Origin of the sequence: Mesorhizobium sp. WSM4887, from assembly GCF_029625865.1 — a bacterium.
Lineage (GTDB): Bacteria > Pseudomonadota > Alphaproteobacteria > Rhizobiales > Rhizobiaceae > Mesorhizobium.
In genome coordinates this window covers 250,156-275,851 of sequence record NZ_JARTVP010000001.1, presented here as the reverse complement: position 1 = coordinate 275,851, position 25,696 = coordinate 250,156, and the positions used below count along the sequence as shown (strand labels likewise).

The following is a 25,696-nucleotide window of genomic DNA, read 5'->3' as shown; positions in this document are numbered from 1 at the left end:
GAAGCATGTCCATCAAATAAACCCATAGGTTGGCTGAAACAAGACGTTAGCCGCGACGCACCCGAAATGGCGCAAAGCTTTGGTCCGCCATTGGGCCAAATCCGCCAGCCGGAACTCTTCCCACAAGCGGGCCGGCAGGCCGGTTCTCTTGTCCCGGTGCCGCTGACGGTTTCCCAGGTGCGCACGCGCCAGAATTATAGCTATAGCTAAATCTTGAAGCATGCGCTATCCTTGCCAGTGCCTTGGAGGAACGCGGATATGCGCGAAACGAAATCGCTGCTGGAACAAAAGCTCGATCGAAGGCTGCTTCTGGCCGGTGGCCTGGCGGCCGGCGGTACGGCGGTGATGGCGACCGCGGCGCGCGGGCAGACCGACCACGCCGGTCACGGAACGCCAGGGGCGGCCGAACCGCAGCCGGCGCACCTGTCCGCGCATGGGGCGATGATCACCGTCGGTGAGGTCGAGGATAGCCGCAACGGATTCGATCCAGTGAAGCTGCTGAGCGACTGGGAGACCGGGACGGTGTCGACGCTGCCGGACGGGCGGACACTGCGCAGCTTCGAGGTCACGGCCGAGGACAAGGAGATCGAGATCGCGCCCGGCATCCTGTTCCCCGCCTGGACCTACAATGGCCGCGTGCCGGGGCCGACGCTGCGGGCCACCGAAGGCGATCGCTTGAAGATCGTCTTCCGCAACAACGGCTCGCATCCGCATTCCATGCATTTCCACGGCATTCACGCAGCACGGATGGACGGCGTTCCCGGCGCCGGTTTGATCGGGCCGGGCGAGGAGTTCGTGTACGAGTTCGACGCCAGGCCGTTCGGCTGCCACCTCTATCATTGCCATGCCCTGCCGCTGAAGCGGCACATCCAGAAAGGTATGTACGGCGCCTTCATCATCGATCCCGATCCCGCCAGGCATCCGGAGCACGAGGCGGTCGCCCGCTCGCGCCTGCTCGGCACGCCGGAGAATGCCGGCTGGCAGGAATTCGTAATGGTGATGAACGCCTTCGACACCAATTTCGACAACGAGAACGAGGTCTATGCCGTCAACACCGTCGCCCATGCCTACGCGAAGAAGCCGATACGGGTGCTGAAGGACAAGCCTGTCCGGATCTATCTCGTCAACGTGGTCGAGTTCGACCCGATCAACTCCTTCCATCTGCATGCCAATTTCTTCGACTACTACAATCAGGGCACGACGCTGACGCCGACACTCAGGACCGTCGATCTGATCACCCAGTGCCAGGCCGAGCGCGGTATCCTCGAGTTCCATTTCAGGGAGCACGAGCCAGGCCTCTACATGTTCCATCCCCACCAGTCGGAGTTTACCGAACTCGGCTGGTCGGGCATGTTCGACGTCGTGGAGGCCTTGTCGTGACCGATGTCAGTAGCACCTCCCGGGATACACAGGCCGGTCGGCCGCGCTGGCTCTCTCTGCTCTGGATAGTACTGCCGCTCGCCGTGCTCGGACTCGCGGTTGCGTGGATGGTCTCTTCCGACCCGTTGGCCAGCTTTCGCAACGGCGCGCCGCCGGTCGAGAACCTGACCTTCGAGCGGACAATTATCGGAAACGACGGCATTCGAATTCTCGTGCGGGCCGGCGGGTCGGAACCGATGACGATCGCACAGGTCCAGGTCGACGACGCTTACTGGCAGTTCACGCAGGATCCGCCGGGGCCGATCGCGCGCGGCGCAACGGCATGGATCAGCCTGCCATACCCCTGGGTGCTGGGGGAGGCGCATGCGATCAATGTCGTAACCAGTACCGGGACAACATTCGGGCACGATATCGCCGTCGCCGTACCCACACCGACGCGCAGTTCACCTAGCTTTGCCGCGCAAGCGGTGCTCGGCGGCTTTGTCGGCATCCTGCCCGTGGCGATCGGCCTGATGTTCTATCCGGCACTACGCGGGGTCGGGCGGAACGGCATGGACTTTCTCCTGTCGATGACCGTCGGTCTGCTCGCCTTCCTTTTCGTCGACACGCTCGAGGACGCGTTCGAACTGGCCGGCGAAGCAGCCGCCCTGTTCCAGGGGTCGACCATGATCGTACTCGCAGCCACCGCCAGTTTCCTTCTGCTCATGGCGGCAGGCCGGCGCAGCGGGACACCGACCGGGCTGGCGCTTGCCACCTTCATCGCACTCGGCATCGGCCTGCACAATCTCGGCGAGGGGCTGGCGATCGGCGCCGCCTTCGTCTCGGGCGCAGCCGGGCTCGGCACGTTCCTGGTGCTTGGCTTCACCTTGCACAACATCACCGAAGGCATCGGCATCGCAGCCCCGATCCTGAAGCAGCGACCGCCGCTCAGGACCTTCGTCATGTTGACGCTGCTCGCGGGAGGTCCCGCCGTCGTCGGCCTATGGATCGGCAGCCTCGCCTATGCGCCACAATGGTCGGCGCTGGCGCTGGCGATCGGCGCCGGAGCGATCCTGCAAGTGATCGTCGAGATGGTTTCGCTGCAGCTTCGCCAGCGCCCCGATGGCTCGCGCGCCTTGCTCGCACCGGCTGCGATGGCCGGGCTGACAGCCGGGGTCGGCTTCATGTACCTCACGGCGATGCTGGTAAAGATCTGAACAACCGCGGCGTCAACACTCAGTCCGGAACGCTGGTCTGCAGGGCGAGCGCATGCAGCACGCCGCCCATATTGCCTTTCAGCGCGTCATAGACCATCTGGTGCTGCTGGACGCGGCTTTTGCCGCGGAAGCTCTCCGCCACCACTTCGGCAGCGTAGTGGTCGCCGTCACCAGCCAGATCGCGAATCGTCACCTTGGCGTCCGGAATGCCTTCCTTGATCAGCCGTTCGATGTCGTGCGCATCCATTGCCATGGCAGAAATCCTGTTTTCGAGCGGGCGCAGCCCGTGCGATGAGAGTCGGGGATAAGCGTAGAGCCTTTCCGGTCCGGATTGAAGCCGTTCCATCCGTGACCGAGGCTTCACGGGATATTCCGACCCGGCTGAGCCGCGTCGCCGGCGGACACATCCTCGCGCGTCGAGTAGGCGCGACCGAGGCTGAAGGTCAGCACGTAGAGCGGCACGCTTATCGCGATGCCGACCATCGGCAAGTAGCTCGTCCACTGCCAGACCGGGGAGAAAAACGGCCGGCCGTAGCCATCGCACATAAGCGAAGAACCATACGCCCAAAGCGCTCCGATGGCGGTTGCAATGGCGAAGAGCTTGACGCAAGTGACGATATGCCTTGCCCGAGCCGGCTCCGGCAAAAGGCGCTGCCACAGCACCAGGCACAAAACAGGAATGGCGTAGACGAGGTCCTGAGCGGCCAGCAACGGAATTGCGCCGTTCGCCGCAGCAAGGAACTCGGCTCGCGTTTCGAGCCTTGGACAGACCTCGCTCGAGGTCGTCGACAGCAGCAGAAAGACGAACTGGCCGAGGAACCAGAAAAAGAACAGCGACGGCCAGAAGACCGCTGCAAGCAGCGCCCGGACCGCCAGCCTGGTCAAATGGCCTGATCCATGAAGCGCGGGAACCAGCCCTCATGGGCGGCGGTCAATTCGCTGACCGGAACGGCACGCGCCTCGCCGAGCTTCAGCGTGTCGCCACCGGTCGTGCCGATCCACGGCGCGAAGATGCCGAGCTTGCCCTGCTCCGCGCGGATCCTGTCCCATTCGCCGCTTTGCGGGTCGATCGACAAGGTCAGGAGATAACGGCCTTGGTCCTCGCCGAACCAGACCGGGATCGGATCGGTGCCGGTGAGACCGGGAATGGTGGCGCCGATGCCGGATGCCATCGCCATTTCGGCCAGCGCCACGGCAAGGCCGCCGTCGGAGACATCGTGCGCGGCAGTCACGATGCCGGAAGCGATCAGCGCGCGCACGTGGTCGCCGACGCGCTTTTCATGTTCGAGGTCGACGGGCGGCGGCGAACCGTCGGCGCGGCCGTGGATGTCGCGCATATAGACGGACTGGCCGAGATGGCTGCCCCATGTCGGCGGCGCGCCGACCAGCACGATCATCTGGCCCTCGGCGGCAAAGCCGACGCGGGCCATCTTCGACCAATCGGCGATCAGCCCGACGCCGCCGATGGTCGGCGTCGGCAGGATGCCGCGGCCATTGGTTTCGTTGTAGAGCGAGACATTGCCGGAGACGATCGGGAAGCCGAGCGCGCGACAGGCGTCGCCGATACCCTTAACCGCTCCGACAAACTGGCCCATGATCTCCGGCCGCTCCGGATTGCCGAAATTAAGATTGTCGGTGGCGGCAAGCGGCAGGGCGCCCGTTGCCGTCAGGTTGCGCCAGCATTCGGCGACGGCCTGCTTGCCGCCCTCATACGGGTCGGCCTCGCAATAGCGCGGCGTGACGTCGGAAGAGAAGGCGAGCGCCTTGGTTGGATGGCCTTCGACGCGCACCACGCCGGCATCGCCGCCTGGGAGCTGCAGCGAATTGCCCTGGATCAGCGTGTCGTACTGCTCCCACACCCAGCGGCGCGAAGAGAGGTCCGGTCCGCCCAGCATCGTAAGCAACGCGTCGGCGACGTCGGCCTTGGGCGCGTCGTTCGCTGCAAGCGACGCCGGCTTCTTCGTTTCGACCCAGGGGCGATCATATTCCGGCGCCTGGTCGCCCAGTTCCTTGATCGGCAGGTTGGCGACCTCGTCGCCATGGTGCAGCACGCGGAAGCGCAGGTCGTCGGTGGTCTTGCCGACGATGGCGAAGTCGAGGCCCCATTTGCGGAAGATCGCCTCGGCTTCCTCCTCTTTCTCGGGGCGCAGCACCATCAACATGCGCTCCTGGCTTTCCGACAGCATCATCTCGTAGGCGCTCATGCGCTCCTCGCGCACCGGCACCTTGTCGAGGTCGAGCTCGATGCCGAGATCGCCCTTGGCGCCCATCTCGACCGCCGAGCAGGTCAGGCCGGCGGCGCCCATGTCCTGGATGGCGATGACCGCGCCCGACGCCATCAGCTCGAGGCAGGCCTCCAGCAGGCACTTTTCGGTGAAGGGGTCGCCAACCTGTACGGTCGGCCGCTTCTCCTCGATCTTGTCGTCGAACTCGGCCGAGGCCATGGTGGCGCCGCCGACGCCGTCGCGCCCGGTCTTGGCGCCGAGATAGACGACCGGCAGGCCGACGCCCTTGGCCTGCGACAGAAAGATGGCGTTGGTTTTGGCGAGGCCGGCCGCGAAGGCGTTGACCAAGATGTTGCCGTTGTAGCGGGCGTCGAAATTGACCTCGCCGCCGACGGTCGGCACGCCGAACGAATTGCCGTAGCCGCCGACACCGGAAACGACTCCAGCAACCAGGTGCCGGGTCTTGGGATGGTCAGGCGCGCCGAAGCGCAATGCGTTCATCGCCGCAACCGGTCGCGCGCCCATGGTGAAGACATCGCGCAGGATGCCGCCGACGCCGGTCGCGGCTCCCTGATAGGGCTCGATATAGGAGGGGTGGTTGTGGCTCTCCATCTTGAAGACGACGCAGTCGCCGTCGCCAATGTCGACCACGCCGGCATTCTCGCCCGGCCCCTGGATAACCCGCGGGCCGCTGGTGGGCAGCGTGCGCAGCCATTTCTTGGAAGACTTGTAGGAGCAGTGCTCGTTCCACATCGCCGAGAAGATGCCGAGCTCGGTGAAGCTCGGCTCGCGGCCAACCAGATCGAGGATGCGCTGGTATTCGTCGGGCTTCAGCCCATGCGCGGCGACGAGCTCGGGGGTGATCGGCACGGAATTGGATATGGTCATGAGCGGCGATTGGTGTCCGTGGGAGAGGGGGCTTTTCTGAGTCTCCTCTTATCGCAAGCTTTCGAGCGATACACCCCCAAAGCACGACGAAAACGCCGCAAAACCGCTGCGCCGGCACCGGCCGGTAGCGCGAGGCGCTTGGGAAAGGACTGGTCAGGAAAAACTGTCGTAGCCGGCGCGGCCCTCGTCGAGCAGGCGGCGGATGACCGCGACGCCACCGGCGACGTCCTTACTTTGCCGGGGTTGCGAAACACCGAAGCGGACGCCGTGGAAGACTTGCTCGGAACGACCGGCCTTGAACTCGTCCTCGTCGTCGATGAGCAAGCCCTGCGCCAGGCAGGCATTCTTGAAGGTGCCTGAGAGCCAAGGATCCGGCAAGGTGAGCCAGACGAAGGGCACATTGTCCCGCGCCTTGAAGTCAAAGCCAGCCAGCGTCTCGCGCACGACATGGAGACGAGCTTGGATCTCGGCAATGCAGCGCTTGCGGATATCGCTGGCCTGGCCCGACATCACCAGCCTTGTTCCGACCTCCGCCAGCAGAAAGGGCAGCCCGCCGGTCATCATCTTGTGCGCCACGCGGATGCGGTGGCGGTAGGCGGGCGGGCAGGACAGCCAGCCGCCGCGCACGCCGGCCGCGACCGACTTCGACAGGCCGCCGGCTACGATCGTGCGCTCAGGGGCGTATTCGGCGAGCAGTGGCGTCGGATCGTCGGTCAATTCGCCATAAAGATCATCCTCGATCAGGACGACATTGTACTCGCGCGCTATACGCGCGATCGCCTGGCGCCGCTCCGCCGACAGCGTAACCAGCGTCGGGTTCTTCGCCGTCGGCATCACGAACATCATCTTCGGGTGTTTCTGCGCGCAGACGCGTTCGAAATCGTCGGGATCGAGACCTTCATCGCCCGCCGAGACCAGCGCGGTACGGCGCCCGATCAGACCGGCGCTGCGCGAGATCTGCGAATAGGTGAGATGCTCGAAGACGATCGTGTCGCCAGGCGTGGTGAGCGCCGCGATCGCCGCCATCACCGCCGCATGGGTGCCAAGCGTCGGCACGATCGAATCGGGCGAGGGGTGAAAGGAATTGCGCTTGAGCCAAAGGCCGCCGGCCTCGAACCAGCGATCCGGGAAATCCCTGGTATAGCTTGAAATGTCGTGGGGGTGCTCCTCCGCCGTCCGCGCCAGCAGTTCGGCAATCAATGCGCCTTGTCCGACATCGGGGGCGGCGGTGCTGTCGAAGCGCAGCTTGCCGCTCGGCGCATCGATGAGCCGCGTTCCGAGCGCGGCGGGCTGCAGCTCGGGCTTGGGGCTCTCCGCGCGTTGCGCGAGCACATAGGTGCCGCGCCCGACCTCCCCACTAACCAGCCCGCGCTCGCGCAGCAACTGATAGGCCCGGCCGACCGTGCCGACCGTAGTGCCAATGTCGTAGGCGAGGTCGCGCTGCGGCGGCAGTTTTGCACCCGCATCGATGACGCCCTTGTCGATATCTGACTCAATGCTGTCAGCAAGGCGCTGATAGAGAGGGCCGGAACCGGAAGCGAGGTCTGGGAGCCAATTTGTCATGGTGACAATTTTTTATATTGCATCGCGAGACGAGTCAATCGATATGAGAACGCAGGTAACTAGAGTACAATTGATAGAATTGGTTGATCGCAAGATGAATACAATTGATACATTCCGTTATGACAGCGCCGGGTTGCACGGCCGCCCGTCGGGGCGCCGCGGGTTCGTTGACCGGGTCGTATTCGTGCTTCGTGCCATCGCCAGGCAAATCGACCGAATGCTGGAACGCCGTCGCGGACGCCTTGCGCTCTTGGAGATGACCGACGAGCAGCTCAAGGACATCGGCATTTCGCGCTGCGACGCCCATCGCGAAGGTATCAGGCCGTTCTGGGACTAAGCGCGTCGCGACGCCCTTGATTGTTGCGATGCATGTCAAATCGCTGCGCGGTTTGGGCATACACCGACCGCGAACAGAGCTTCGATGGTATGTTGATTGACGAGCGCGAAAAGCCGACCGTCAATCCTGCATTTGCAGGAAGTGGGCTACGGCCGAGTCACGCGGCAGCGGCGCAGGATGAATTGCCGGCCTGCCAGCGCGCGATGTCGGAGCCTATGCGCGCGCCCAGCGGTTCGGCCATCAACGGCCCGAACACGTCCACTTTGCGGGAATTGCCTTGTGCTTGCACGACCAGCAGCGGCTTGCCGCCATAGTGCTTGGCGGGCACCAGCAGGAAGCGCGGCGTGCCGCTGTAGGAGTTGAGCTCGTTGGCCATCTGATAGGGCCTGAAGGCCGGGTCCTTGCTGGCGATCCAGCACTTGTGAGCGGCGATGGCGACCTGCTCCATGGCAAGCAGGGAAGCGCTCTTGCCAGAGGAGGGCGGCGTGGTCTTCGAGCCGGACTGGCAAGAGGCGAGCGCAAATCCGGCGGCGGCCAGGAGAGCAAGGCGAGTAATCGTCAGTCTCATGGTCAGGCCGCCCCGTTCGTCTGAAAGAATGGTCTGAAGGAATCGTCTGAAAGGATCAAGCGGCGATGCCAAGCGCGCCTTCGAACAGCGCCCGGCCGTCGCTGCCGCCGTGTGCCGCCTCGATCAGGTTCTCCGGGTGCGGCATCAGACCGAGCACATTGCCCTTCTCGCTGACGATGCCGGCGATGTCGTTGATCGAGCCGTTGGGATTGGTGCCTTCGGCATAGCGGAACACCACCTGGCCTTCGCCTTCGAGGCGGGCCAGCGTTTCGGCGTCGGCGAAATAGTTGCCGTCGTGATGCGCGACCGGTGAGCGAATGATCTGGCCGGGCTGATAGCCGCGGGTGAACATCGTGTTCGCGTTAGCGATCTCGAGCTTCACGTGTCGGCAGACGAATTTCAGCGAGGCGTTGCGCATCAGGGCGCCGGGGAGCAGCCCCGCCTCGACCAGGATCTGGAAGCCGTTGCAGACGCCGATGACCATGACACCCTTGGCCGCCTTTTCGGCCACTGCCCGCATCACCGGCATGCGCGCGGCGATCGCCCCGCAGCGCAGATAGTCGCCGAAGGAAAAGCCGCCGGGAATGGCGATCAGGTCGACATCCGGGATTTCGGTATCGGTCTGCCAGACGGTCGCCGGCGCCTGACCGGAAATCTTGGTCAGAGCCGCGATCATGTCGCGGTCACGGTTGAGACCGGGGAGGAGTACGACGGCTGATTTCATTGCAGTTCCCGTTCGCTGATCTGATGCAGATACCGGGGTGGGACGTGATTGGTCAACCAGACGCCATTGTCGGATAAAAAGAAAGTCATTCCATCCCCAGTCATGGCTGCCGAGTCGATGCGCAGGATAGCATCCTTTCCCTTGCGGCGGCGCGCCACGATCCGGGCCGTTCCGATATCCTTCGATAGATGCACATGCTGGCGCGATTGGCTGGTCAGGCCTTCGCGCAGGATCGCGCGAAGATACTCTTCCTTGGTGCCATGATAGAGCAGCGCGGGCGGAGCGCTGGGCGCAAGTCCGAGATCGATGTCGACGCTGTGACCCTGGACGGCGCGAATGCGATTACCGTCGATTGCGAACCGCTTCTTCGGATTTTCCGTAACGATGCGCTCGACATCGGCCGCCGAGGCGCCGAACTTCTGCGCAATGACCGCGCAGAGCGCGGCGAGATCGGCCCAGCCGCTGTCATCGAGGGCGAGCCCTGCCTCCTGCGGCGCATGCCGCAGAACGAGGCTCATGAACTTCGAGATTTGGATATCGTTCGGCATGCTGAAGATAGTCCCACATGCCACCAAAGTTCAAAAGGCCTTTGAGCTTCGGCGAGTTCGCGAAGTTCCAAGCTTTTCTATACGATCGAGCCGATCATCCTGGCGCGCCAAAATCCCATAAATATTATGGATGTCGCTTTGCGTAGCCACCAAATGACCCCGTATCACATTCAACTCGCGCTTCGTCTCGGAGACATCCTGGCGAAGCTCACCAGTTCATGGTGCACACACTTCAAGAGCCCGAACATCAGCTCATTCGTGGCTTCCGGCATAATGCCTCCGGCACAACTTCAGGTAATAGCCACACTATAATTCTCAATCACCGTGTTCGCCAGAAGCTTGTCGCACATCGCCTTGAGGTCGGCTTCGGCCTTGGCTTTGTCGGTTCCGGTGAGCTCGATGTCGAAGACCTTGCCCTGCCGCACCTGGCCGACGCCGTCGAAGCCCAGTCCTGAGAGCGCGTGCTCGATCGCCTTGCCCTGCGGGTCGAGAACTCCGTTCTTGAGGGTGACGGTGACGCGGGCTTTCATCGATACTCCTGAGTGATCGGTAGTGCGGAGGGCGGGCACGCCGTTTCCGGCAGGCCCGCGCTGGAAGTCAGTGCTTCGTGCTCTTCGAGGGCTCGGAAGAGGCAACGAGCACCGGGCCTGTCGGGCGCGGCGGCTCGTTCTCGTTCATGATGCCGAGGCGGCGGGCCACTTCCTGGTAGGCCTCGACCAGCCCGCCCATGTCGCGGCGAAAGCGGTCCTTGTCGAGCTTGTCCTGAGTGGCGACGTCCCACAGCCGGCAGGAATCCGGCGAGATCTCGTCGGCGACAACGATGCGCATCAAGTCGCCCTCGAACAGGCGGCCGCACTCGATCTTGAAGTCGACAAGCTGGATGCCGACGCCCAGGAACAGGCCGGAGAGGAAGTCATTGACGCGGATAGCCAGCGCCATGATGTCATCGATCTCCTGCGGGCTGGCCCAGCCGAAGGCGGTGATGTGCTCTTCCGACACCATCGGGTCGTCCAGCGCATCGGCCTTGTAGTAGAATTCGATGATCGAGCGCGGCAGAACCGTGCCTTCCTCGATGCCCAGGCGCTTTGCCAGCGAGCCGGCGGCGACGTTGCGCACCACCACCTCGAGCGGGATGATCTCGACTTCCTTGATCAGCTGCTCGCGCATGTTCAGCCGGCGGATGAAATGGGTCGGGATGCCCATACGATTGAGGTGATTGAAAATGTGCTCGGAGATGCGGTTGTTGAGCACGCCCTTGCCGTCGACCACCTCATGTTTCTTCTTGTTGAAGGCGGTGGCGTCATCCTTGAAGAACTGGATCAGCGTCCCGGGCTCAGGTCCTTCATAGAGGATCTTGGCCTTGCCTTCGTAAATGCGGCGGCGATTTTTCATCTGATTTTTTCTCTGGATTGGTGGGCAGGCGGCAAGCGACCAGTTCCTGTCCGTCTGCCTAAATTAGTTGTGGCGACGGGTGCGTTCAATGCCGGTGTCTATAGCAATCGTAATGTTTGCTCAATCGGCAAATCCAGCCGATCAACCGCTTTCGGAACCGAAATGCCGCAGCGCAGCATGGGACGTTGCATATTGACCGGCCCGCGACCTTTTGGTTTGTGCTGGGTAAGCACACATATTCATAGCCAAGCGAATCGATTTGATCGGAGGGACGCATGAGCAGCATGAAAGACCGCGAAGAGGGCTTCGAGCGCAAATTCGTCTTCGACGAGGAGCTCCGCTTCAAAGCCTCGGCGCGCCGCAACAGAGCGCTCGGCCTGTGGGCCGCCGAAAAGCTGGGCAAGAGCGGAGCCGATGCCGAGGCCTATGCCAAAGCGGTAGTCGTCTCCGACATCGAGGAGGCTGGCGACCATGACGTCTTCCGCAAAATCCGCGAGGACTTCGACGCCGCGGGCGTCAACCAGTCCGACCATCAGATCCGCCGCACCATGGACGAGCTGATGGCGCAGGCGATCGAGCAGGTCAAGAACACGTAAAAATCGTTGGACCAATCGACCGCCCGGCTCAGCCGGGCGGTTTTCTTAGCCTTGCCGCCGTTTCCGGCTGAGACTGCGGATCGTTACCAAGGAAGTTCCGATGTCGCTCAAGTCCCGCCTGGCCGCCGACGAAACGCTGTTCACCGCCTGGTCCGGCGTGCCGGACGCGCTGACGGTAGAGATCATCGCCAAGCAGGGCTTTGATGCCGTTACCCTCGACATGCAGCATGGCGGCCACCACGAGGACAGCGTTCTGCGCGGCCTGGTGCCGGTGCTTGCCGCCAACAAGCCGGCGCTGGTGCGCATCCCGGTCGGGCGCTTCGACATGGCGAGCCGGGCGCTCGATTTCGGCGCAGAGGCGGTGATCGCGCCGATGGTCAATTCCGTGGACGACGCCAGGCAGTTCGCCGCAGCGATGAAGTATCCGCCGATGGGCGAGCGTTCTTGGGGCCCGACCTATGCCTTCCCGCGCCATGGGAAGGGCGACCATGCCGAGTGGCTGCGCGACTCGAACCAGCGCACCATGGCCTTTGCCATGGTCGAGACGCGTGCGGCGTTCGAGGCGCTGGACGGCATCCTCGAGACGCCCGGCATCGATGGCATCTTCGTCGGGCCGTCGGATTTCTCGATCGCTTGGTCGAAGGGCACCACCGTCAATTCGACGCTGGAAAGCATGATGGAGACGGTCGCCTCGATCGCCGAGCGGACGCGCAAGGCAGGCAAGCACGCCGCGATCTATGTCATCGAGCCGGCCATTGCCGGCCGCGTCGTGTCGATGGGCTATCGGCTGCTCGCCATGGGTTCTGACCACACGCTGATCTCGCTCGGAGCCAGGACGCTGCTCAAGAGCATGCGGGATTCGATCGGCGCCTGAGGCGTTTCAAGGCTCCTTCAGTTCCGTGAGGAACTTGGCGAAGGTCATCGATCCCTCCGGCCAGGGGCCGAAGCCCGCGTCCTGGTTGAGATGGCCGGCGTCGCCGGCGTCGATGAACAGCGAACCCCAGGCGGCGGCGATGTCCTCGGCAACCTCAAAGGCGCAGAACGGGTCGTTGCGGCTGGCGATCACGATCGACGGAAAGGGCAGGGGATCGCGCGAATAGGGCCCGAAGGTCATCAGGTGCCTCGGCCTGATCTCCGGATTGGCGACATCAGGGGGCGCCACGAAGAAGGCGCCCGCGACCGGCTTCTGGAATTGCGGGATCGCCTGCACCGCCGCCGCCACACCCAGCGAATGCGCGACGATGACCACCGGCCGCTCGGCCTCGTTGACAGCTTTCGCTACACTTGCCGTCCAGTCCTCGCGCACGGGTTTCGTCCACTCGGCCTGTTCGACCCTGCGTGCCGTCGACAATTTCGACTGCCAGCGGGTCTGCCAATGCTCGGGACCGGAGTTGGTGTAGCCGGGTATGATGAGGATATCGGCGTCCTTGACTTTCATGGCGCCGATGTAGCGAGCGCCCCTGTCTGATGCAACCGGCCGGTGGAATGCAGTGGCATCACAAAGGTGAACAACGTGTTCGATTCTTTCAACCTTGTGTGAACGATGGTGATGAACGATCTGGAGAGGGAACAGGAATGACTAATAAACGTCGGAGCGACTGCCCATCGTGAGATCGGCGCCTGAACGGAGAGTGTGATGAGCGAACTGCCTTTTGCCGCGACCACCCCGGTCAGCGTCGCGCGTGTCGGGTTGAAGGCGCGCGATGCCGAAAACCTTGCCGCCTATTATCGCGCCGTCGTCGGCCTGCAGGAGTTGAGCCGCGCCGATGGCGCGATCACCCTCGGCGCCGCGGGCCGCCCGCTGCTGGTGCTGGAGCAGGATGCCTCGGCCAAGCCTGACGACCCGCGCAGCGCCGGCCTGTTCCATACTGCGTTCCTGCTGCCATCGCGCGCCGATCTCGGCCGGTGGATCAGCCATGCCGCCGCCAACCGGATCGGCATCGAAGGCGCCTCGGACCATCTGGTCAGCGAGGCGCTCTACCTCACCGACCCTGAAGGCAACGGCATCGAGATCTACGCCGATCGCCGTCCGCAGGATTGGAAATGGAACGGCGACAAGATCGCAATGTCGACCGAGCGGCTGAATCTCCCCGCGGTCGTCGCCAGCGTGCCCGTCGGTGACGCCGGCTGGCAGGGAGCGCCGGAAAACACCATTGTCGGCCATGTCCACCTGCGCGTCGGGCGTCCGGAAGACGCCGAAGCGTGGTGGCATGACGAATTCGGCTTCGACACGGTCGCCAAATATGGCGGTCAGGCGGTGTTCCTGTCCTCCGGCCACTACCACCACCATATCGGTGCCAATTCCTGGCGCAGCGCCGGCGCCGGCCGCCGCGATCCCTCCCGCTCGGGCCTCGCCTGGGTCGAAATGCGCTCGGATAACGTGAAGGCCGAGACGACGCGTGAAGATCCCTGGGGCACGGTGATCAGGACGGTGCCTGGCAAGGCCTGATTAGGCTGCGCCACGCTAGCGGGCCTTCCCCCGGACTCAGGCCTGTCCAAACACCCGCTTGAAGATCGTGTCGACATGCTTGGTGTGATAGCCGAGGTCGAACTTCTCGCGGATCTCGGCCTCGGGCAGTGCCGCTGTCACGTCCTTGTCGGCAAGCAGTTCCTCAAGGAAATCAGCACCTTGCTCCCATACCTTCATGGCGTTGCGCTGCACCAGGCGATAGGCATCCTCGCGTGACACGCCAGCCTGGGTCAACGCCAGCAGCACGCGCTGCGAATGCACCAGGCCGCGGAACTTGTTGAGGTTCTTCTCCATGTTCTCGGGGTAAACGAGCAGCTTATCGACGACACCGGTCAGGCGTGCCAAGGCGAAGTCGAGCGTCACCGTCGCGTCCGGTCCGATCATGCGCTCCACCGAGGAGTGCGAGATATCGCGCTCGTGCCACAGCGCCACATCCTCCATGGCCGGCATGGCGTAGGAGCGGACCATGCGGGCAAGGCCGGTGAGATTCTCGGTCAACACCGGGTTGCGCTTGTGCGGCATCGCCGACGAGCCCTTTTGTCCCGGCGAGAAATATTCTTCCGCTTCCAGCACCTCGGTGCGCTGCAGATGCCGGATCTCGACGGCCAGGCGCTCGACCGACGAGGCGATCACGCCGAGCGTAGCGAAGAACATCGCATGGCGGTCTCGCGGGATGACCTGAGTCGAGACCGGTTCCGGCTTCAGGCCGAGTTTCTTCGCCACATGCTCTTCGACATAGGGATCGATGTTGGCGAAGGTGCCGACCGCGCCCGAGATGGCGCAGGTGGCGATGTCTTCGCGCGCGTGCAGCAACCGCTCGCGGCAACGCGAAAATTCGGCATAGGCCAGCGCCAGCTTGACGCCGAAGGTGGTCGGCTCGGCGTGGATACCGTGGCTGCGGCCGATGGTGATGGTATCCTTGTGCTCGAAGGCGCGGCGCTTCAGGGCCACAAGCAGCGCGTCAATGTCGGCAAGCAGGATGTCGCTGGCGCGTGTCAATTGCACCGCAAGACACGTGTCGAGAACGTCCGACGAGGTCATGCCCTGGTGAATGAAGCGGGCGTCCGGTCCGACGAATTCGGCGAGATGGGTCAGGAATGCAATCACGTCATGCTTGGTGACGCGCTCGATCTCGTCAATTTTGCCAACGTCGAATTTGGCCGCGCCGCCCTTCTCCCAAATCGTCTTCGCGGCTTCCTTCGGGATGACGCCGAGCTCGGCCAGCGCATCGCAGGCATAAGCCTCGATTTCGAACCAGATGCGGAACCGGGTTTCGGGCGACCAGATGGCGACCATTTCCGGCCGGGAATAGCGAGGGATCATGGTTTCTGAGTCCTGCTGGCAGAAGCTTTGGCCGCGTCCTAACAGAGGCCGGCTCAATGCTCAACGCCGCCGGCGTGCAAACCAGATGCTGGCGGCGGCAAGTACGGCAAGGCCGAACGGAAAATAGAGCCGGATGCCCAGGACGACGAACTGGTAGAGCGCGAGGACCGTGAACACGAACTCAGACGCCCAGGTCCGCGTGAAGGCCGGTGCGTGCCACTCGGCGTAGTAAGAACGGTATTGCAGGGCAAACAGCCCGCCGGTGAAAGCGAGCGTCGCGCCAAGCAGGCATACGAAAGCTGCGGCGAGCGCGGTTTCCCAGTGGCGGCCGCGCGATACCAGTGCGGCGAACGTCAGCCCGACCGAAAAAGCAAGCGCGCCGCCGAGCGCATAAAGCAGCACGACGAAGCGGGCGCTGTCCGGCGTCTCCCAATAATACAGATTGAGAAAATGCTCGCCGCCATCGCAAGCCCCCACAGCAGGGCGCCGACAATTGCCGTGCTTGCCGAGGGCAGAGCGTCGCGCAGGCGGTTTGCCAGGCGCATACGCAAGAAGGCCGGCTGCAGCGACGTTACGGTCACTGGGCCACGTTCCGCGGCGAAAAGCGGTTCGCCTTGCGTGGTGTTGGCAATGCTCCATGTCTCATTGGCATCATGGCTATCACGCCATGGTGAACAAGACATGCCGCTCGATGCATCCAATCCGGCGGCCGTTTGTTATTGTGGGCGGCCGACAGGGACGCGCGGCCACCCACCGGAGGGACCAGCATGACCGTCGATCTTAGTAAGATACGCGAGCATATGGAAGTAGTCGGCGCCGATGGCGTCCATGTCGGTACCGTCGACAAGGTCGAGGGGCAGCGCATCAAGCTAACCAAGGCCGACAGCGGCATGGGCTCGCACAAAGGCCACCACCATTATGTTCCGCTGGCTCTGGTCGCGGAGATCGAAGGAAAGAAGGTCTGGCTCTCGGCGAATTCGGAAGTCGCGGTGACGTTCGAGGAAGAGAAGTCCGACCCGACCTGACCGGCGTCCAGAACTCTAGCGGGACGACCAGACCGGAAAGAGATCGCCGTCGGCCGGCGTCGCCGCGTGGACGCCGCGGCTGATGGCGCGGGCCATCGTAGACCCCGCTGCGGCATAGAGATCGATCGCTGCATCGGCGCTGAGTTCGATGCCGCTCCTGCCGGTCGCGAGCGCAAAGACGAGATCGCCGTCGGCCGGTGTGTGCGTCGGCCAGATGGCGCGGGCAAATCCGTCATGCGCCGAAATCGCCAGCCGTTTGGCGGCCGACTTGGAAAGCACGGCATCGGTGGCAATGACGGCAATCGTCGTGCTGGCGCCCTCTGGCGGTTCCCCTGCGCGCCTGTCGCGGTACTTCAAGAGTATCTTCCTGGCGTCTTCCGGTATCGGGTCGGGATAACCCAAGCCGCCGAATTCATCGCCGATCTCGAAGGGAGCGGCCCAGAAATGGCGGCTGCGTCCGACCGTCACCGAACCGGTCGGGTTGACGGCGGCGAGCGCGCCGATGGTGACGCCGCTGTCGAGCATCGTCGAGGCCGAACCCAGCCCGCCCTTCAGACCGGAAGTCAGAGCGCCGGTACCGGCGCCGACCGTACCGAGCGGGAAATCGGTCGTTGTCGCCTGAGCCGCCTCGTAGCCAAGCTCGCGATAGGGCGGATAGCGGCCCCAATCCTTGTCGCCGCCATTGCGCAGGTCGAAGAGGATCGCGGCCGGCACGATCGGTACGCGAAAACCACCCACCTCGACGCCGATGTTTTTCTCCCGCAGCGCCGCCTGGACGCCGGAAGCGGCATCGAGGCCGAAGGCCGAGCCGCCGGACAGCACGACTGCGTGAATGGTCGCGATCGAGTTTTGCGGCTCGAGCAGGTCGGTCTCACGTGTGCCTGGTGCGCCACCCAACACCTGGACTCCGGCCACCGCCGGCTCCTCGCAAAGCACTACCGTGACGCCGGACTTCAGCCTGGCGTCAGCAGCATTGCCGACGGTGAGTCCGGCGACGTCGGTGATCAGGTTGCGTGGACCGGTGCGGAACATCAGTTTTCCTCCAGCGGCACGAAATGGGAGCCGTCGAAGCGGAAGGCGCGGAATGGGTTTTGGCTGAGATCGCCCTTTTCGTCGAAGCGGACGGTCCCGATAACGGTCGCGAAATCATGGTCGGTCAGCGTCTTGGCGAGCGGCTTGCCGGAGCTTTCTGCGTCGACCGCTGCCGCCTTGGCGACCTCCACCGCGGCATAAGCCGGCAGCGTGTAGCCGTCGGTCACGATCTTCCTTTCGCCAAAGGCCTGCACGACCTTGGGGTCCGCGACTTCTGCCCACTCCGGCAGCGCGATCATCAGTGTGCCGGCCGCATAGGGCACATCGCCGGGTGGCGTGCGCAGCGTCTCGCCGCCGGCGAAGGTGATGCCGGCATTGAGCGAGGCAGCGTCGCGCCCCATGATGGCGATGTCGTCGCCGTCGCCGCCGGCAAACACTTTCGTAGCCCCCGCTTTTTTCAGGCGGCCGATCAGCCCGATCTGGTTGTCGAGCTGCGGCCGGAACGTGTCGACGAAGACCGGTTTCAGCGCCGCCTGCTCGGCGGCCGCGCGGAAAGTCTCTGCGATCTCTCGGCCATAGATGGTGCCGTCATCGATAACGGCGAACAATTCGTTCTGCCAGAGCCGAGTGAGGATCGTGGCCACCGCATTGCGTTCGTCGTCGCCGCGCGGCCCAAGCCGGTAGACCGGCCAGCCGGTCTTGGCGCGGCGGTCGGTCAGACTCTCGGTGCGCACGCCGATCGCGATGACCGGAATGTTGGCATCCTTCAGGATCGGCAGCGCCGCCTCGATCGCCTCGGTGCACAGAAAACCGACAACGATGTTGACCTTGGCATCCACGAACTGCCTGGCAGCCGCTGCACCGCCGTCGGCCGTGCAGGCGTCGTCAACGGTTCGGACCGCGACGCCTTCGGCGTCCGCCGCCAGCGCGGTCCCCGCCTCGATCTGCTTGCCGAGGATCGCCGACGGCCCGGACAGCGGTGCGGCGACGCCAACCAGCGTCTCGGCATGGACGCTCGCGCCCAGCCAAAGCAGCGCGGCTAAAGTCGTCGTGAGAAGGCGCATTCGGGCGAAGAGGTCCTCCGTGCCGGGAGTATTGTTCCGGCACTATTCCAGCAAAGACCTAAAGGCTGCCTAATCCCGGTGCAACGCGCGAATTCAGGATTGCGCTCAAGCACTTCGCTTGTGTCATACAATATGCAGCCATATATAACGAGCTTCCGTTTTGGCAGGTGGATCATCGGGTGCTGAAGATTAATGACATCGGGCCGCAAGCCTATCGCGATGCGATGGCGCATTTTGCCGGCCATGTGCATGTGGTGACCACGGACGGCCCGGCCGGGAGACGGGGCGCAACGGTGATTGCCGCCTGCTCGGTCTCGGATACGCCGCCCGCCGTGCTTGTCTGCCTCAACCGCGAAAATCCCAAGAACGAAGCCTTCATCCGGAACGGCAATTTCGCGCTGAACACACTCGCCTCGGACCAGGAGGCGCTGTCGGTCGGCTTTTCCGGCATCACCGGCCTGCCGTCCGAGGAGCGCTTCGCGCTCGGCGAATGGGACGTGATCTCGACCGGCGCGCCGACGCTGAAAGGCGCGCTCGCCGTCTTCGATTGTCAGATCATCGATACCAAGGATTTGGCCACCCACCGTGTGCTTTTTGGCAAGGTGACAGGCCTGCGCATCGGCGATAATTTGCGGCCGCTGATCTACCACAACCGCGACTACCACGTTCTGTGAAAACCGCTCTTGCGCTTTGATGGTTCGAGGCGCGCCCCCGTGGCGTGAAGGCGATGCTGCCGCGTGTCGACGAGTTCCGCGCCGTGCACAATGTCGGACTCGCTGGCCGATCCTTGCGCCCCGCTCGCCCAGCGGCCGGCCGCAGCTGTGGACCTGCGGCGCTGGCTGCGAACTGGCGACAGGCGGGCCGCGTAGCCATATGTTTCGCAGCGATATATTCCTCTGGGACGTTCCCCGAGAAAACAGACTTTGTGAGAAGCGACGATGGACGAGAGCATTTATCTCGATGAGCTCCGCGATCCCCTGATCATCGCGGAAGGCTGGATGAAGAACGGTAAGAATGTCGCCATCGCGACCGTGGTCGGAACCTGGGGTTCGGCGCCGCGCCCGGCCGGCAGCCATCTGGTTATCGACGCCGAAGGGAATTTCCACGGTTCGGTTTCCGGCGGCTGTGTCGAGGGCGCGGTGGTAACCGAGGCGATCGACGTGATCGGCTCGGGCAAGCCGAGGATGCTGGAGTTCGGCGTCGCCGACGAAACCGCCTGGCAGGTGGGGCTGTCCTGCGGCGGCCGCATCAAGGTCTATGTCGAGCGGCTGGGTTGACTGCGGATGGATCCGTATGTTCTCAAAACATTGAACGAAGAGCGCCGCGCCAGGCGCGCCGCGGTGCTGGTCACCGACCTCGGTGACGGCCGCGACCGCATCGTGCGTGAAGGCGACCGCGTCGCGGGCGAGCTCGGCGCGGCGATCGCCAGTGCGTTCCGCACCGGCATCTCTCGATCGGTGGAAGCGGAAGGGCGGACTTTCTTTCTCAATGCGCATCTGCCGCGCCCGCGCCTGGTGGTGGTCGGAGCGGTGCATATCAGCCAGGCGCTGGCGCCGATGGCCAGAATCGCCGGCTATCCGGTCGAGATCATCGATCCGCGCACCGCCTTCGCCACGCCGGAGCGCTTCCACGATGTGGCGCTGCATGCCGAATGGCCGGAAGATGTGCTGAAGCGCCAGCCGCTCGACAGCTACACCGCGCTTGCCGCCGTCACTCACGATCCCAAGATCGACGATTTCGCGCTGAAGGCGGCGCTCGACGCCAGGTGCTTCTATGTTGGGGCGCTTGGCAGCAGGAAGACTCACGCCAAGCGGGTCGAGCGTCTGCTGGCGCTCGGCGCCAGCGCCGACCAGATCGCCCGCATCCATGCACCGATCGGGCTGGACATCGGCGCCGCGAGCCCGGCCGAGATCGCCGTCGCGGTGCTGGCACAGACCATCCACGCCTTCCGCTCGCGCGGCCTGGAAAGCAAAGGCGCGGTGGCGTGAAGTTCGGCCCGATCGCGATCGATGAGGCCGAAGGCGCGGTGCTGGCGCATGCGACCACTGCCGGCGAGCGGCGGTTCCGCAAGGCGCATCGGCTGAACGGCGAGGACGTTGCTGCGCTGAAGGCGGCCGGCATCAGCGAAGTCGTCGTGGCCGTTCTCTCTTCCGATGACCTCGGCGAGGATGCCGCGGCCGAAAAGATCGCGTTGAACATGTCCCATCGCAACGTCGAGACGAAGCCCGCTGCAACGGGACGCGTGAACTTGCATGCCGAAACTGCAGGCGTCTTCACCGTCGACGCCCAGATGATCGACGCCATCAATGCCATCGACCCGGCGATCACCATCGCCACCCTGGCGCAGCACGCGCCTGTCGAGGCGGGCCAGATGGTGGCGACGGTGAAGATCATTCCGTTTGCCGTCGCTGCGAGCCTGGTCGATGCGGTGGCCAAGATTTGCGCCGGCGGCGAAATCTTCGCCGTCAACGCCTATCGCCCGGTCAACGTCGGCGTCATCCAGACGACGCTGCCCGGCTTGAAGCCGAGCGTGCTCGACAAGACGCTGCGGGTCACCGAGGCGCGGCTGGCGCGCTCCGGCGGCCGGCTGACTGCGGAGCGGCGCACGCCGCATGACGTGACGCTTGTTGCGGAAGCAGCAAGCGCGCTGGCGCGCGACAACGACATGGTGGTGATCTTCGGCGCCTCGGCGCTGGCCGATTTCGCCGATGTCATCCCTGCCGCGATCGAGAAGGCGGGCGGCAAAGTCATTCGAGCCGGCATGCCGGTCGATCCCGGCAATCTGCTGGTGCTCGGAACGCTCGACGGCAAGCGCGTCATCGGCGCGCCCGGCTGTGCCCGCAGCCCGAAGGAAAACGGTTTCGACTGGGTGCTGGACCGGCTGATCGCCGGGCTTGACGTGACGGCGGGCGACATTGCCGGCATGGGCGTCGGAGGCCTGTTGATGGAAATCCCGTCCAGGCCGCAGCCGCGCGAGCCGCTGCCGTCGCGGTCGGCAAAAGCGGAGCCGAGGGTCGACATCGTGCTTCTCGCCGCCGGGCGCTCCAGCCGCATGGGCGGGCCGAACAAACTGCTGGCGCTGTTCGACGGCAAGCCGCTGGTGCGGCGCACCGCCGAGCGGGCGCTGGGATCGAAGGCGGCCAACGCCATCGTCGTCACCGGCCATCAGCGCGAGCGGGTGCGCTCGGCGCTCTCAGGTCTCGATATCACGCTTGCCCACAATCCGGACTTCGCCGACGGGTTGGCCTCGTCGCTTAAGGCGGGCATCGCGCGGGTCGCGCCCGACGCGGCCGGCGCCATCATCGTGCTCGGCGACATGCCTGGTATCTCGTCTAAGGATCTCGATAGCCTGATCGATGCGTTCCGCCGATCCGGGGGCCGCGCGGTGGTGCGCGCGGCGCATCACGGCAAACGCGGCAACCCGGTGCTGCTGCCGCGGTCGCTCTTTGCCGCCGTCGCGCAGCTCGAAGGCGATACAGGCGCGCGCCATCTGGTCGAGGCCGAAGGGCTCGACGTCATCGATGTCGAAATCGGGCAGGGCGCTTCGATCGACGTCGATACGCGCGAGGCGATGGAAGGCGCGGGCGGCGTGCTGCAGGATTGACAAACCGAAGCCGAATTTCGCATGGCTTCGGAATGTCTTTGCGCTGCCGAACTTTCCTCACTTTGCTCGCCGCAACAGCTTTTTCGCTCTCTGCCGCCGAGGGCCAGACGTTGTCGCTGAAACCCTTCAAGGACGAGCTTTTCGCTTACCCGGCGACGCTGTCGAGCGGCGACAACGGTGCCTATACGGTGCTCGACTATCGCGAGATGCGCGACATCAATCAGCGCGACGAGGTGCCTGAAAGGCGTGTGCATGCCCAATATATCGACCCCGGCGTGCGCAAGATGCAGCAGGACTTGATGCTGAAGACCGATGTCGGCGATGTCCGGCATGTCGCAGTCGGCAAGACGCAAGGTGCCGCCATCATCGTCCTTTACCTGCACGGGCAGGGCGGCAGCCGCAAGCAGGGCGTCGACGACTTCACCTTTGGCGGCAATTTCAACCGCCTGAAGAATCTGATGGCCGAAAATGGCGGTCTTTATCTTTCGCCGGACTTTCCCGATTTCGGCGACAAGGGCGCCGCCCAAGTCGCGGCTTTGATCGACCACTATGCAGAGACATCGCCCGGCGCGAAAATCTTCGTCGCCTGCGGCTCGATGGGCGGCATTCTCTGCTGGAAGCTGGCCGACCGCAAGGATATTGGCGCCCGCGTCAGTGGGCTCCTGCTGCTCGGCTCGCTCTGGGACGAAAGCTTCTTGACCAGCCCGGCGTTCAAGCGCCGCGTGCCGGTGTTCTTCGGCCAGGGCAGCCGTGACGTGGTTTTCCAGGTTGAGAAGCAGGAAGCCTTCTTCCGCTCGATTCTCGCCAAATCGAAGACCTATCCGGCCCGCTTCGTGCGGTTCGAGACCGGCACGCATGGGACGCCGATCCGCATGGTCGATTGGCGCGGCACACTGAACTGGATGCTGACGAAAGCGCCCTGATCAAGGCGGCGTGTTGTAGTCCAGGACGGTCTCGGGATTGATCTCGCCGTCGTAGGACGCATCGACATCATACTGCACCAGCGAGAAATTGCCGTGGCGGAACAGATAGGTGCCGGTCGATGAAGCGTCGCCGACGCCGCGCCATTTGTTCATCGAGGTGATCGTCTGGGTCTTGTCGTCATATTCGGAATTGACCAGCTGGTCGTCGGTCAGGAAGCCGATGATGTGGATGCCCTCGACCTTGCCTTCGCTGTTGTTGTTCTCGTAACGGATGTCGAGTTCCGGCGCGGCGAACTGCAACTGCCGGACGCCGGACACGTCGTCATAGATGTAATAGACCGCGCTTTCATTGTAGGCGGCCATCGAGCAGAAGAAGCGGAAGAGCCGCGTCTCGCGCTCCGGCTCGTCGGCTCCGGCGTCCTTGTCCTCGTAATGGATCGAGTAGGCGTCCGGCTCGCCGGCCGGCTTGCCTTCCGGGTTCTCCTTGTCGCACTGCTCGCCATAGGCGGCGAGGAACGCCTTCCTGGCCTGTTCCAGCGCCTCGTCCTTCTTGGGCGGCGGCGGGCCGTCGCCGCAGCTTGTCGGCACGGCATCCTGGAAATCCGAAGTCGACGGCTTCAGGGCGCCCTTGTCGATAAAGATCGGCTGGAACGGCGGTTCCTGGATCTGCGCGTTGACCTGGCGAAGCGTGTAGCAGCCGGCAAAGATCTTGGCTTCGCCCTTCTTGTCGGTGGCCTGGATGGCGACAGGGACGCTGTAGTAGATGCTACCGGCAGCACCTTCGTCCGATACCGCGCCGGTCTTGACCTCGACCGTGTCGGTGCTGTCGTAGCCTTTAACGAAGGCGTCGAAATCTTTTGCCGGCTTGGTGTCGCCGAAATAACCCCAGGCGCGGGCGAATTCATGCCGGTTGATCGCGCTGTAGAGCGAGCGGACAACGGCCTCGGCACTGGACCGGTCGTCGATATAAGGAGCTTCGGCTGCAAGCGCCGACCGGCCGATGGCCGCAAGGGAGAACAAGGCAGTCGCTGCGATAAGGGCAGGTCTCATCGGGAATCTCCGCTCGATAACGAAAATACTACCACCGCGATTGCGGCGAGGCGGTGACGGGGGCGCACGGGCTGCTTGAAGAATCGAGCCGGGAAGCGCTAGCTCACGGCCCGCGGCGCTGACGCCGCCTGGGGAGATAACTCACGTGACCATATCCATGTACGATATTTCCGTGGCCGTCTTTTCGGCCCGGCTGAAGGCGCTGGCCAGCGTGCTGTCACTGGCCGAACAGAACGCCGCCGATCGCAAGATTGACCCGCAGGTGTTTCTGAGCGCGAGGCTGGCGCCCGACATGTTCGCGCTGACCCGGCAGGTGCAGATCGCCACCGATCATGCCAAGGGCGCGCCGTCGCGGCTCGCCGGCCGCGAAGTGCCGAAATACGAGGACAACGAGTCCAGTTTCGCAGAGCTGCACGCCCGAATCGCCAAGACGCTCGATCATCTGGCGACATTCTCGGCCGCCGATCTGGACGGGTCGGAGGAGCGGACGATCGAATTGAGGCTTGCCGGACGCGAGGTCTCGATGGCCGGACTGCAATATCTGCTCGACGCAGCCATGCCGAACTTCTACTTCCACATCACCACGGCATACGACATCCTGCGGCACAATGGCGTGCCGCTGGGCAAGTCGATTTTCCTGGGACGCTGAACACGGAGAGGTTTCCCGGCGCGGCCGAGAACCCTCTTTTTCATCGTTGAATCAGCGTATCGACATCTCGCGGGCGATACGCGGAAAGTCGGCCGGCTTGATGCCGATATCGGCGCGGTCGGCGTTGCTCATCGCGTTCAGCAGCGCGAGCGCCGATCGGTAACGCTGTTGTTCCTGCGGCCGCGGCCGCGCGAACATTTCGGTGAAGAACCCCATATTCCAGCCCCTTGTTTGTCCTCCACACGCCGAGAATATAGGGGATTTGTTACAATTGTGCAGTGCAGCAAGCGCATGGCAGCCATGCCTGGTGAATTTTTTCCGCCAAAATCGCTTCTCTTCTGAAACTTTTGCGGAAACGGCACGGTCCTGGCGGGTGGGCTTTTTCCTCGCCACTCTGGCGACCTGCCGGTCGGTATCAAATGCAGCGCGGCTTTGATCTTTCCGGCCGGCGTCTGCGGCTGCAACACAATCGTTAATGTCGTCGGCATTCATTTTTAACGACAGCGATCTATGGTCGACGGCAACAATGAACGCCGTTGCGACAGGAGGAGGCTGAGATCGGGACCGGGAACAAGCTGGATTTCGCTTCGTTGCTCGACGACCTCATCATCGCTTCCGAGAAGGGCGAAGACGGGGGCGCCCGGCCCTCGATTCCATTCGACTATCTGTCGGTGGCGGACGAGCTTCACTCCGGCCGCATCAAGGTCGCCGGCGAAAGCGTCGCCGCCGAGTACCGCGAAGCGGGCGCCGACCTTGCCGCCGAGTTCGCCGCGCTTCTCGACCAGGCCAAGCTGGCTCTCGCTGAGGAAGAGCATCGCCCTGAGGAAGAGCTGGCGCCGATCGACCCTGAATCGATTGCCGGCGAGCTCGGCCTCGATCGCCCTGCGAAGGATACCGATTTCGGGCGCATTCGACGCAACTTCGCCTTCGCCAACCATCCGGACCGTGTCGCCCCGCATCTGCGTCAGCGCGCCATGATCCGCATGCAAGTGGCCAACATGCTGATCGACGAGGCCAAGCGGCGCGCGCTGGCCGCGGCACGACGCTAACCGGTTTCCGAATTCACGCAAAAGTCGCCAGGACCGGCTTGGAGAAAATCCGGCCTATGCCTTATGCTTGAATTCCTCCCCGCGCAGCCG

The 25,696-nt window shown here is 63.8% G+C and carries 30 protein-coding genes and 1 pseudogene; 15 read left to right on the top strand and 16 right to left on the bottom strand.

What is annotated here, in order from left to right; genetic code table 11:
• Window positions 1–258 precede the first annotated feature (258 nt).
• On the top strand, window positions 259–1,380 hold the full coding sequence (locus tag P9230_RS01345; protein WP_066995151.1) for a multicopper oxidase domain-containing protein: 1,122 nt from the start codon (window positions 259–261) through the stop codon (window positions 1,378–1,380).
• The gene (locus P9230_RS01340) at window positions 1,377–2,576 is read left to right on the top strand and encodes a ZIP family metal transporter (protein WP_278117095.1); all 1,200 of its coding nucleotides are present in this window, start codon (window positions 1,377–1,379) and stop codon (window positions 2,574–2,576) included. Before P9230_RS01345 ends, P9230_RS01340 begins: the two co-directional genes overlap by 4 nt.
• A gap of 19 nt (window positions 2,577–2,595) precedes the next feature.
• On the opposite strand, the gene P9230_RS01335 is transcribed toward P9230_RS01340, so the two are convergent.
• From P9230_RS01335 to P9230_RS01320, 4 genes are all read right to left on the bottom strand, one after another.
• Window positions 2,596–2,829, bottom strand: a complete 234-nt coding sequence (locus P9230_RS01335; RefSeq protein WP_023674714.1) for a BolA family transcriptional regulator — start codon at window positions 2,827–2,829, stop codon at window positions 2,596–2,598.
• A 107-nt stretch (window positions 2,830–2,936) separates the two neighbouring features.
• Window positions 2,937–3,461: a hypothetical protein gene (locus P9230_RS01330; RefSeq protein WP_278117093.1), complete on the bottom strand. Its 525-nt coding sequence runs from the start codon at window positions 3,459–3,461 to the stop codon at window positions 2,937–2,939.
• Window positions 3,458–5,689, bottom strand: coding sequence for a phosphoribosylformylglycinamidine synthase subunit PurL (purL, locus tag P9230_RS01325; RefSeq protein WP_278117091.1), 2,232 nt, complete (start codon window positions 5,687–5,689; stop codon window positions 3,458–3,460). The genes P9230_RS01330 and purL overlap by 4 nt, the downstream gene beginning before the upstream one ends.
• A gap of 153 nt (window positions 5,690–5,842) precedes the next feature.
• On the bottom strand, window positions 5,843–7,252 hold the full coding sequence (locus P9230_RS01320; protein WP_278117089.1) for a PLP-dependent aminotransferase family protein: 1,410 nt from the start codon (window positions 7,250–7,252) through the stop codon (window positions 5,843–5,845).
• Window positions 7,253–7,346: 94 nt separating this feature from the next.
• Between P9230_RS01320 and P9230_RS01315 the strand changes: the two genes are divergently transcribed.
• Complete coding sequence (locus P9230_RS01315) at window positions 7,347–7,589, top strand: DUF1127 domain-containing protein (protein WP_127248047.1); 243 nt, start codon at window positions 7,347–7,349, stop codon at window positions 7,587–7,589.
• Window positions 7,590–7,746: 157 nt separating this feature from the next.
• Here P9230_RS01315 and P9230_RS01310 read toward each other — a convergent pair whose 3' ends face one another.
• The 5 genes from P9230_RS01310 to purC all read right to left on the bottom strand — a co-directional run bounded on the left by P9230_RS01310 (window position 7,747) and on the right by purC (window position 10,821).
• Window positions 7,747–8,157, bottom strand: coding sequence for a hypothetical protein (locus P9230_RS01310; RefSeq protein ID WP_127248034.1), 411 nt, complete (start codon window positions 8,155–8,157; stop codon window positions 7,747–7,749).
• 55 nt (window positions 8,158–8,212) lie between these two features.
• Window positions 8,213–8,881: a phosphoribosylformylglycinamidine synthase subunit PurQ gene (gene purQ / locus P9230_RS01305; RefSeq protein ID WP_067328327.1), complete on the bottom strand. Its 669-nt coding sequence runs from the start codon at window positions 8,879–8,881 to the stop codon at window positions 8,213–8,215.
• Window positions 8,878–9,429, bottom strand: a complete 552-nt coding sequence (locus P9230_RS01300) for an RNA 2'-phosphotransferase (RefSeq protein ID WP_127248032.1) — start codon at window positions 9,427–9,429, stop codon at window positions 8,878–8,880. The genes purQ and P9230_RS01300 overlap by 4 nt, the downstream gene beginning before the upstream one ends.
• A gap of 290 nt (window positions 9,430–9,719) precedes the next feature.
• Window positions 9,720–9,959, bottom strand: coding sequence for a phosphoribosylformylglycinamidine synthase subunit PurS (gene purS / locus P9230_RS01295; RefSeq protein WP_066995172.1), 240 nt, complete (start codon window positions 9,957–9,959; stop codon window positions 9,720–9,722).
• Between the two features lie 67 nt (window positions 9,960–10,026).
• Window positions 10,027–10,821: a phosphoribosylaminoimidazolesuccinocarboxamide synthase gene (gene purC / locus P9230_RS01290; RefSeq protein WP_278117085.1), complete on the bottom strand. Its 795-nt coding sequence runs from the start codon at window positions 10,819–10,821 to the stop codon at window positions 10,027–10,029.
• 275 nt (window positions 10,822–11,096) lie between these two features.
• On the opposite strand from purC, the gene P9230_RS01285 reads away from it, so the two are divergent.
• Window positions 11,097–11,417 carry a DUF1476 domain-containing protein gene (locus tag P9230_RS01285; protein ID WP_066995175.1) on the top strand — a complete coding sequence of 107 codons (321 nt, stop codon included), beginning with the start codon at window positions 11,097–11,099 and terminating at the stop codon, window positions 11,415–11,417.
• Between the two features lie 100 nt (window positions 11,418–11,517).
• A complete protein-coding gene (locus tag P9230_RS01280) occupies window positions 11,518–12,291 on the top strand; it encodes an HpcH/HpaI aldolase/citrate lyase family protein (RefSeq protein ID WP_095800840.1) in 774 nt (257 codons plus the stop codon).
• Between the two features lie 6 nt (window positions 12,292–12,297).
• On the opposite strand, the gene P9230_RS01275 is transcribed toward P9230_RS01280, so the two are convergent.
• Window positions 12,298–12,855, bottom strand: coding sequence for an alpha/beta hydrolase (locus P9230_RS01275; protein WP_067328331.1), 558 nt, complete (start codon window positions 12,853–12,855; stop codon window positions 12,298–12,300).
• A 198-nt stretch (window positions 12,856–13,053) separates the two neighbouring features.
• Between P9230_RS01275 and P9230_RS01270 the strand changes: the two genes are divergently transcribed.
• Window positions 13,054–13,866 (top strand): VOC family protein, encoded by an 813-nt coding sequence (locus P9230_RS01270; RefSeq protein WP_095780610.1) that lies wholly within the window; start codon window positions 13,054–13,056, stop codon window positions 13,864–13,866.
• Window positions 13,867–13,902: 36 nt separating this feature from the next.
• Here P9230_RS01270 and purB read toward each other — a convergent pair whose 3' ends face one another.
• Complete coding sequence (purB, locus tag P9230_RS01265) at window positions 13,903–15,210, bottom strand: adenylosuccinate lyase (RefSeq protein WP_278117083.1); 1,308 nt, start codon at window positions 15,208–15,210, stop codon at window positions 13,903–13,905.
• Window positions 15,211–15,270: 60 nt separating this feature from the next.
• The gene (locus P9230_RS01260; protein ID WP_347403954.1) at window positions 15,271–15,687 is read right to left on the bottom strand and encodes a hypothetical protein; all 417 of its coding nucleotides are present in this window, start codon (window positions 15,685–15,687) and stop codon (window positions 15,271–15,273) included.
• 290 nt (window positions 15,688–15,977) lie between these two features.
• On the opposite strand from P9230_RS01260, the gene P9230_RS01255 reads away from it, so the two are divergent.
• On the top strand, window positions 15,978–16,235 hold the full coding sequence (locus P9230_RS01255; protein WP_095800838.1) for a DUF2171 domain-containing protein: 258 nt from the start codon (window positions 15,978–15,980) through the stop codon (window positions 16,233–16,235).
• A 15-nt stretch (window positions 16,236–16,250) separates the two neighbouring features.
• On the opposite strand, the gene P9230_RS01250 is transcribed toward P9230_RS01255, so the two are convergent.
• Together P9230_RS01250 and P9230_RS01245 are read right to left on the bottom strand one after the other, a co-directional pair.
• Complete coding sequence (locus P9230_RS01250; protein ID WP_278117081.1) at window positions 16,251–17,267, bottom strand: P1 family peptidase; 1,017 nt, start codon at window positions 17,265–17,267, stop codon at window positions 16,251–16,253.
• Window positions 17,267–18,331 (bottom strand): branched-chain amino acid ABC transporter substrate-binding protein, encoded by a 1,065-nt coding sequence (locus P9230_RS01245; protein ID WP_278117079.1) that lies wholly within the window; start codon window positions 18,329–18,331, stop codon window positions 17,267–17,269. Before P9230_RS01245 ends, P9230_RS01250 begins: the two co-directional genes overlap by 1 nt.
• 179 nt (window positions 18,332–18,510) lie before the next feature.
• Here P9230_RS01245 and P9230_RS01240 point away from each other — a divergent pair, with 179 nt between their 5' ends.
• The 6 genes and pseudogenes from P9230_RS01240 (at window position 18,511) to P9230_RS01215 (ending at window position 22,858) form a co-directional block, all read left to right on the top strand.
• On the top strand, window positions 18,511–19,005 hold the full coding sequence (locus P9230_RS01240; RefSeq protein WP_067328468.1) for a flavin reductase: 495 nt from the start codon (window positions 18,511–18,513) through the stop codon (window positions 19,003–19,005).
• Window positions 19,006–19,008: 3 nt separating this feature from the next.
• Window positions 19,009–19,200 (top strand): annotated as a pseudogene (locus P9230_RS01235) (VWA domain-containing protein); the annotation flags it as partial.
• Between the two features lie 69 nt (window positions 19,201–19,269).
• Window positions 19,270–19,608 (top strand): XdhC family protein, encoded by a 339-nt coding sequence (locus P9230_RS01230; protein ID WP_278117077.1) that lies wholly within the window; start codon window positions 19,270–19,272, stop codon window positions 19,606–19,608.
• A gap of 6 nt (window positions 19,609–19,614) precedes the next feature.
• Window positions 19,615–20,319 carry an XdhC family protein gene (locus P9230_RS01225; RefSeq protein WP_127216062.1) on the top strand — a complete coding sequence of 235 codons (705 nt, stop codon included), beginning with the start codon at window positions 19,615–19,617 and terminating at the stop codon, window positions 20,317–20,319.
• Window positions 20,316–21,935, top strand: a complete 1,620-nt coding sequence (locus P9230_RS01220; protein ID WP_278117075.1) for a molybdopterin-binding/glycosyltransferase family 2 protein — start codon at window positions 20,316–20,318, stop codon at window positions 21,933–21,935. Before P9230_RS01225 ends, P9230_RS01220 begins: the two co-directional genes overlap by 4 nt.
• Window positions 21,936–21,967: 32 nt before the next feature.
• Window positions 21,968–22,858: an alpha/beta fold hydrolase gene (locus P9230_RS01215; RefSeq protein WP_127248025.1), complete on the top strand. Its 891-nt coding sequence runs from the start codon at window positions 21,968–21,970 to the stop codon at window positions 22,856–22,858.
• On the opposite strand, the gene P9230_RS01210 is transcribed toward P9230_RS01215, so the two are convergent.
• A complete protein-coding gene (locus P9230_RS01210; RefSeq protein ID WP_278117073.1) occupies window positions 22,859–23,908 on the bottom strand; it encodes a DUF1176 domain-containing protein in 1,050 nt (349 codons plus the stop codon).
• A gap of 145 nt (window positions 23,909–24,053) precedes the next feature.
• On the opposite strand from P9230_RS01210, the gene P9230_RS01205 reads away from it, so the two are divergent.
• Window positions 24,054–24,557: a DUF1993 family protein gene (locus P9230_RS01205; RefSeq protein WP_067328353.1), complete on the top strand. Its 504-nt coding sequence runs from the start codon at window positions 24,054–24,056 to the stop codon at window positions 24,555–24,557.
• 51 nt (window positions 24,558–24,608) lie between these two features.
• On the opposite strand, the gene P9230_RS32400 is transcribed toward P9230_RS01205, so the two are convergent.
• On the bottom strand, window positions 24,609–24,773 hold the full coding sequence (locus P9230_RS32400; protein ID WP_082954041.1) for a DUF1127 domain-containing protein: 165 nt from the start codon (window positions 24,771–24,773) through the stop codon (window positions 24,609–24,611).
• Window positions 24,774–25,147: 374 nt separating this feature from the next.
• Between P9230_RS32400 and P9230_RS01195 the strand changes: the two genes are divergently transcribed.
• A complete protein-coding gene (locus P9230_RS01195) occupies window positions 25,148–25,606 on the top strand; it encodes a hypothetical protein (protein WP_095779640.1) in 459 nt (152 codons plus the stop codon).
• The last annotated feature ends 90 nt before the right edge of the window (window positions 25,607–25,696 follow it).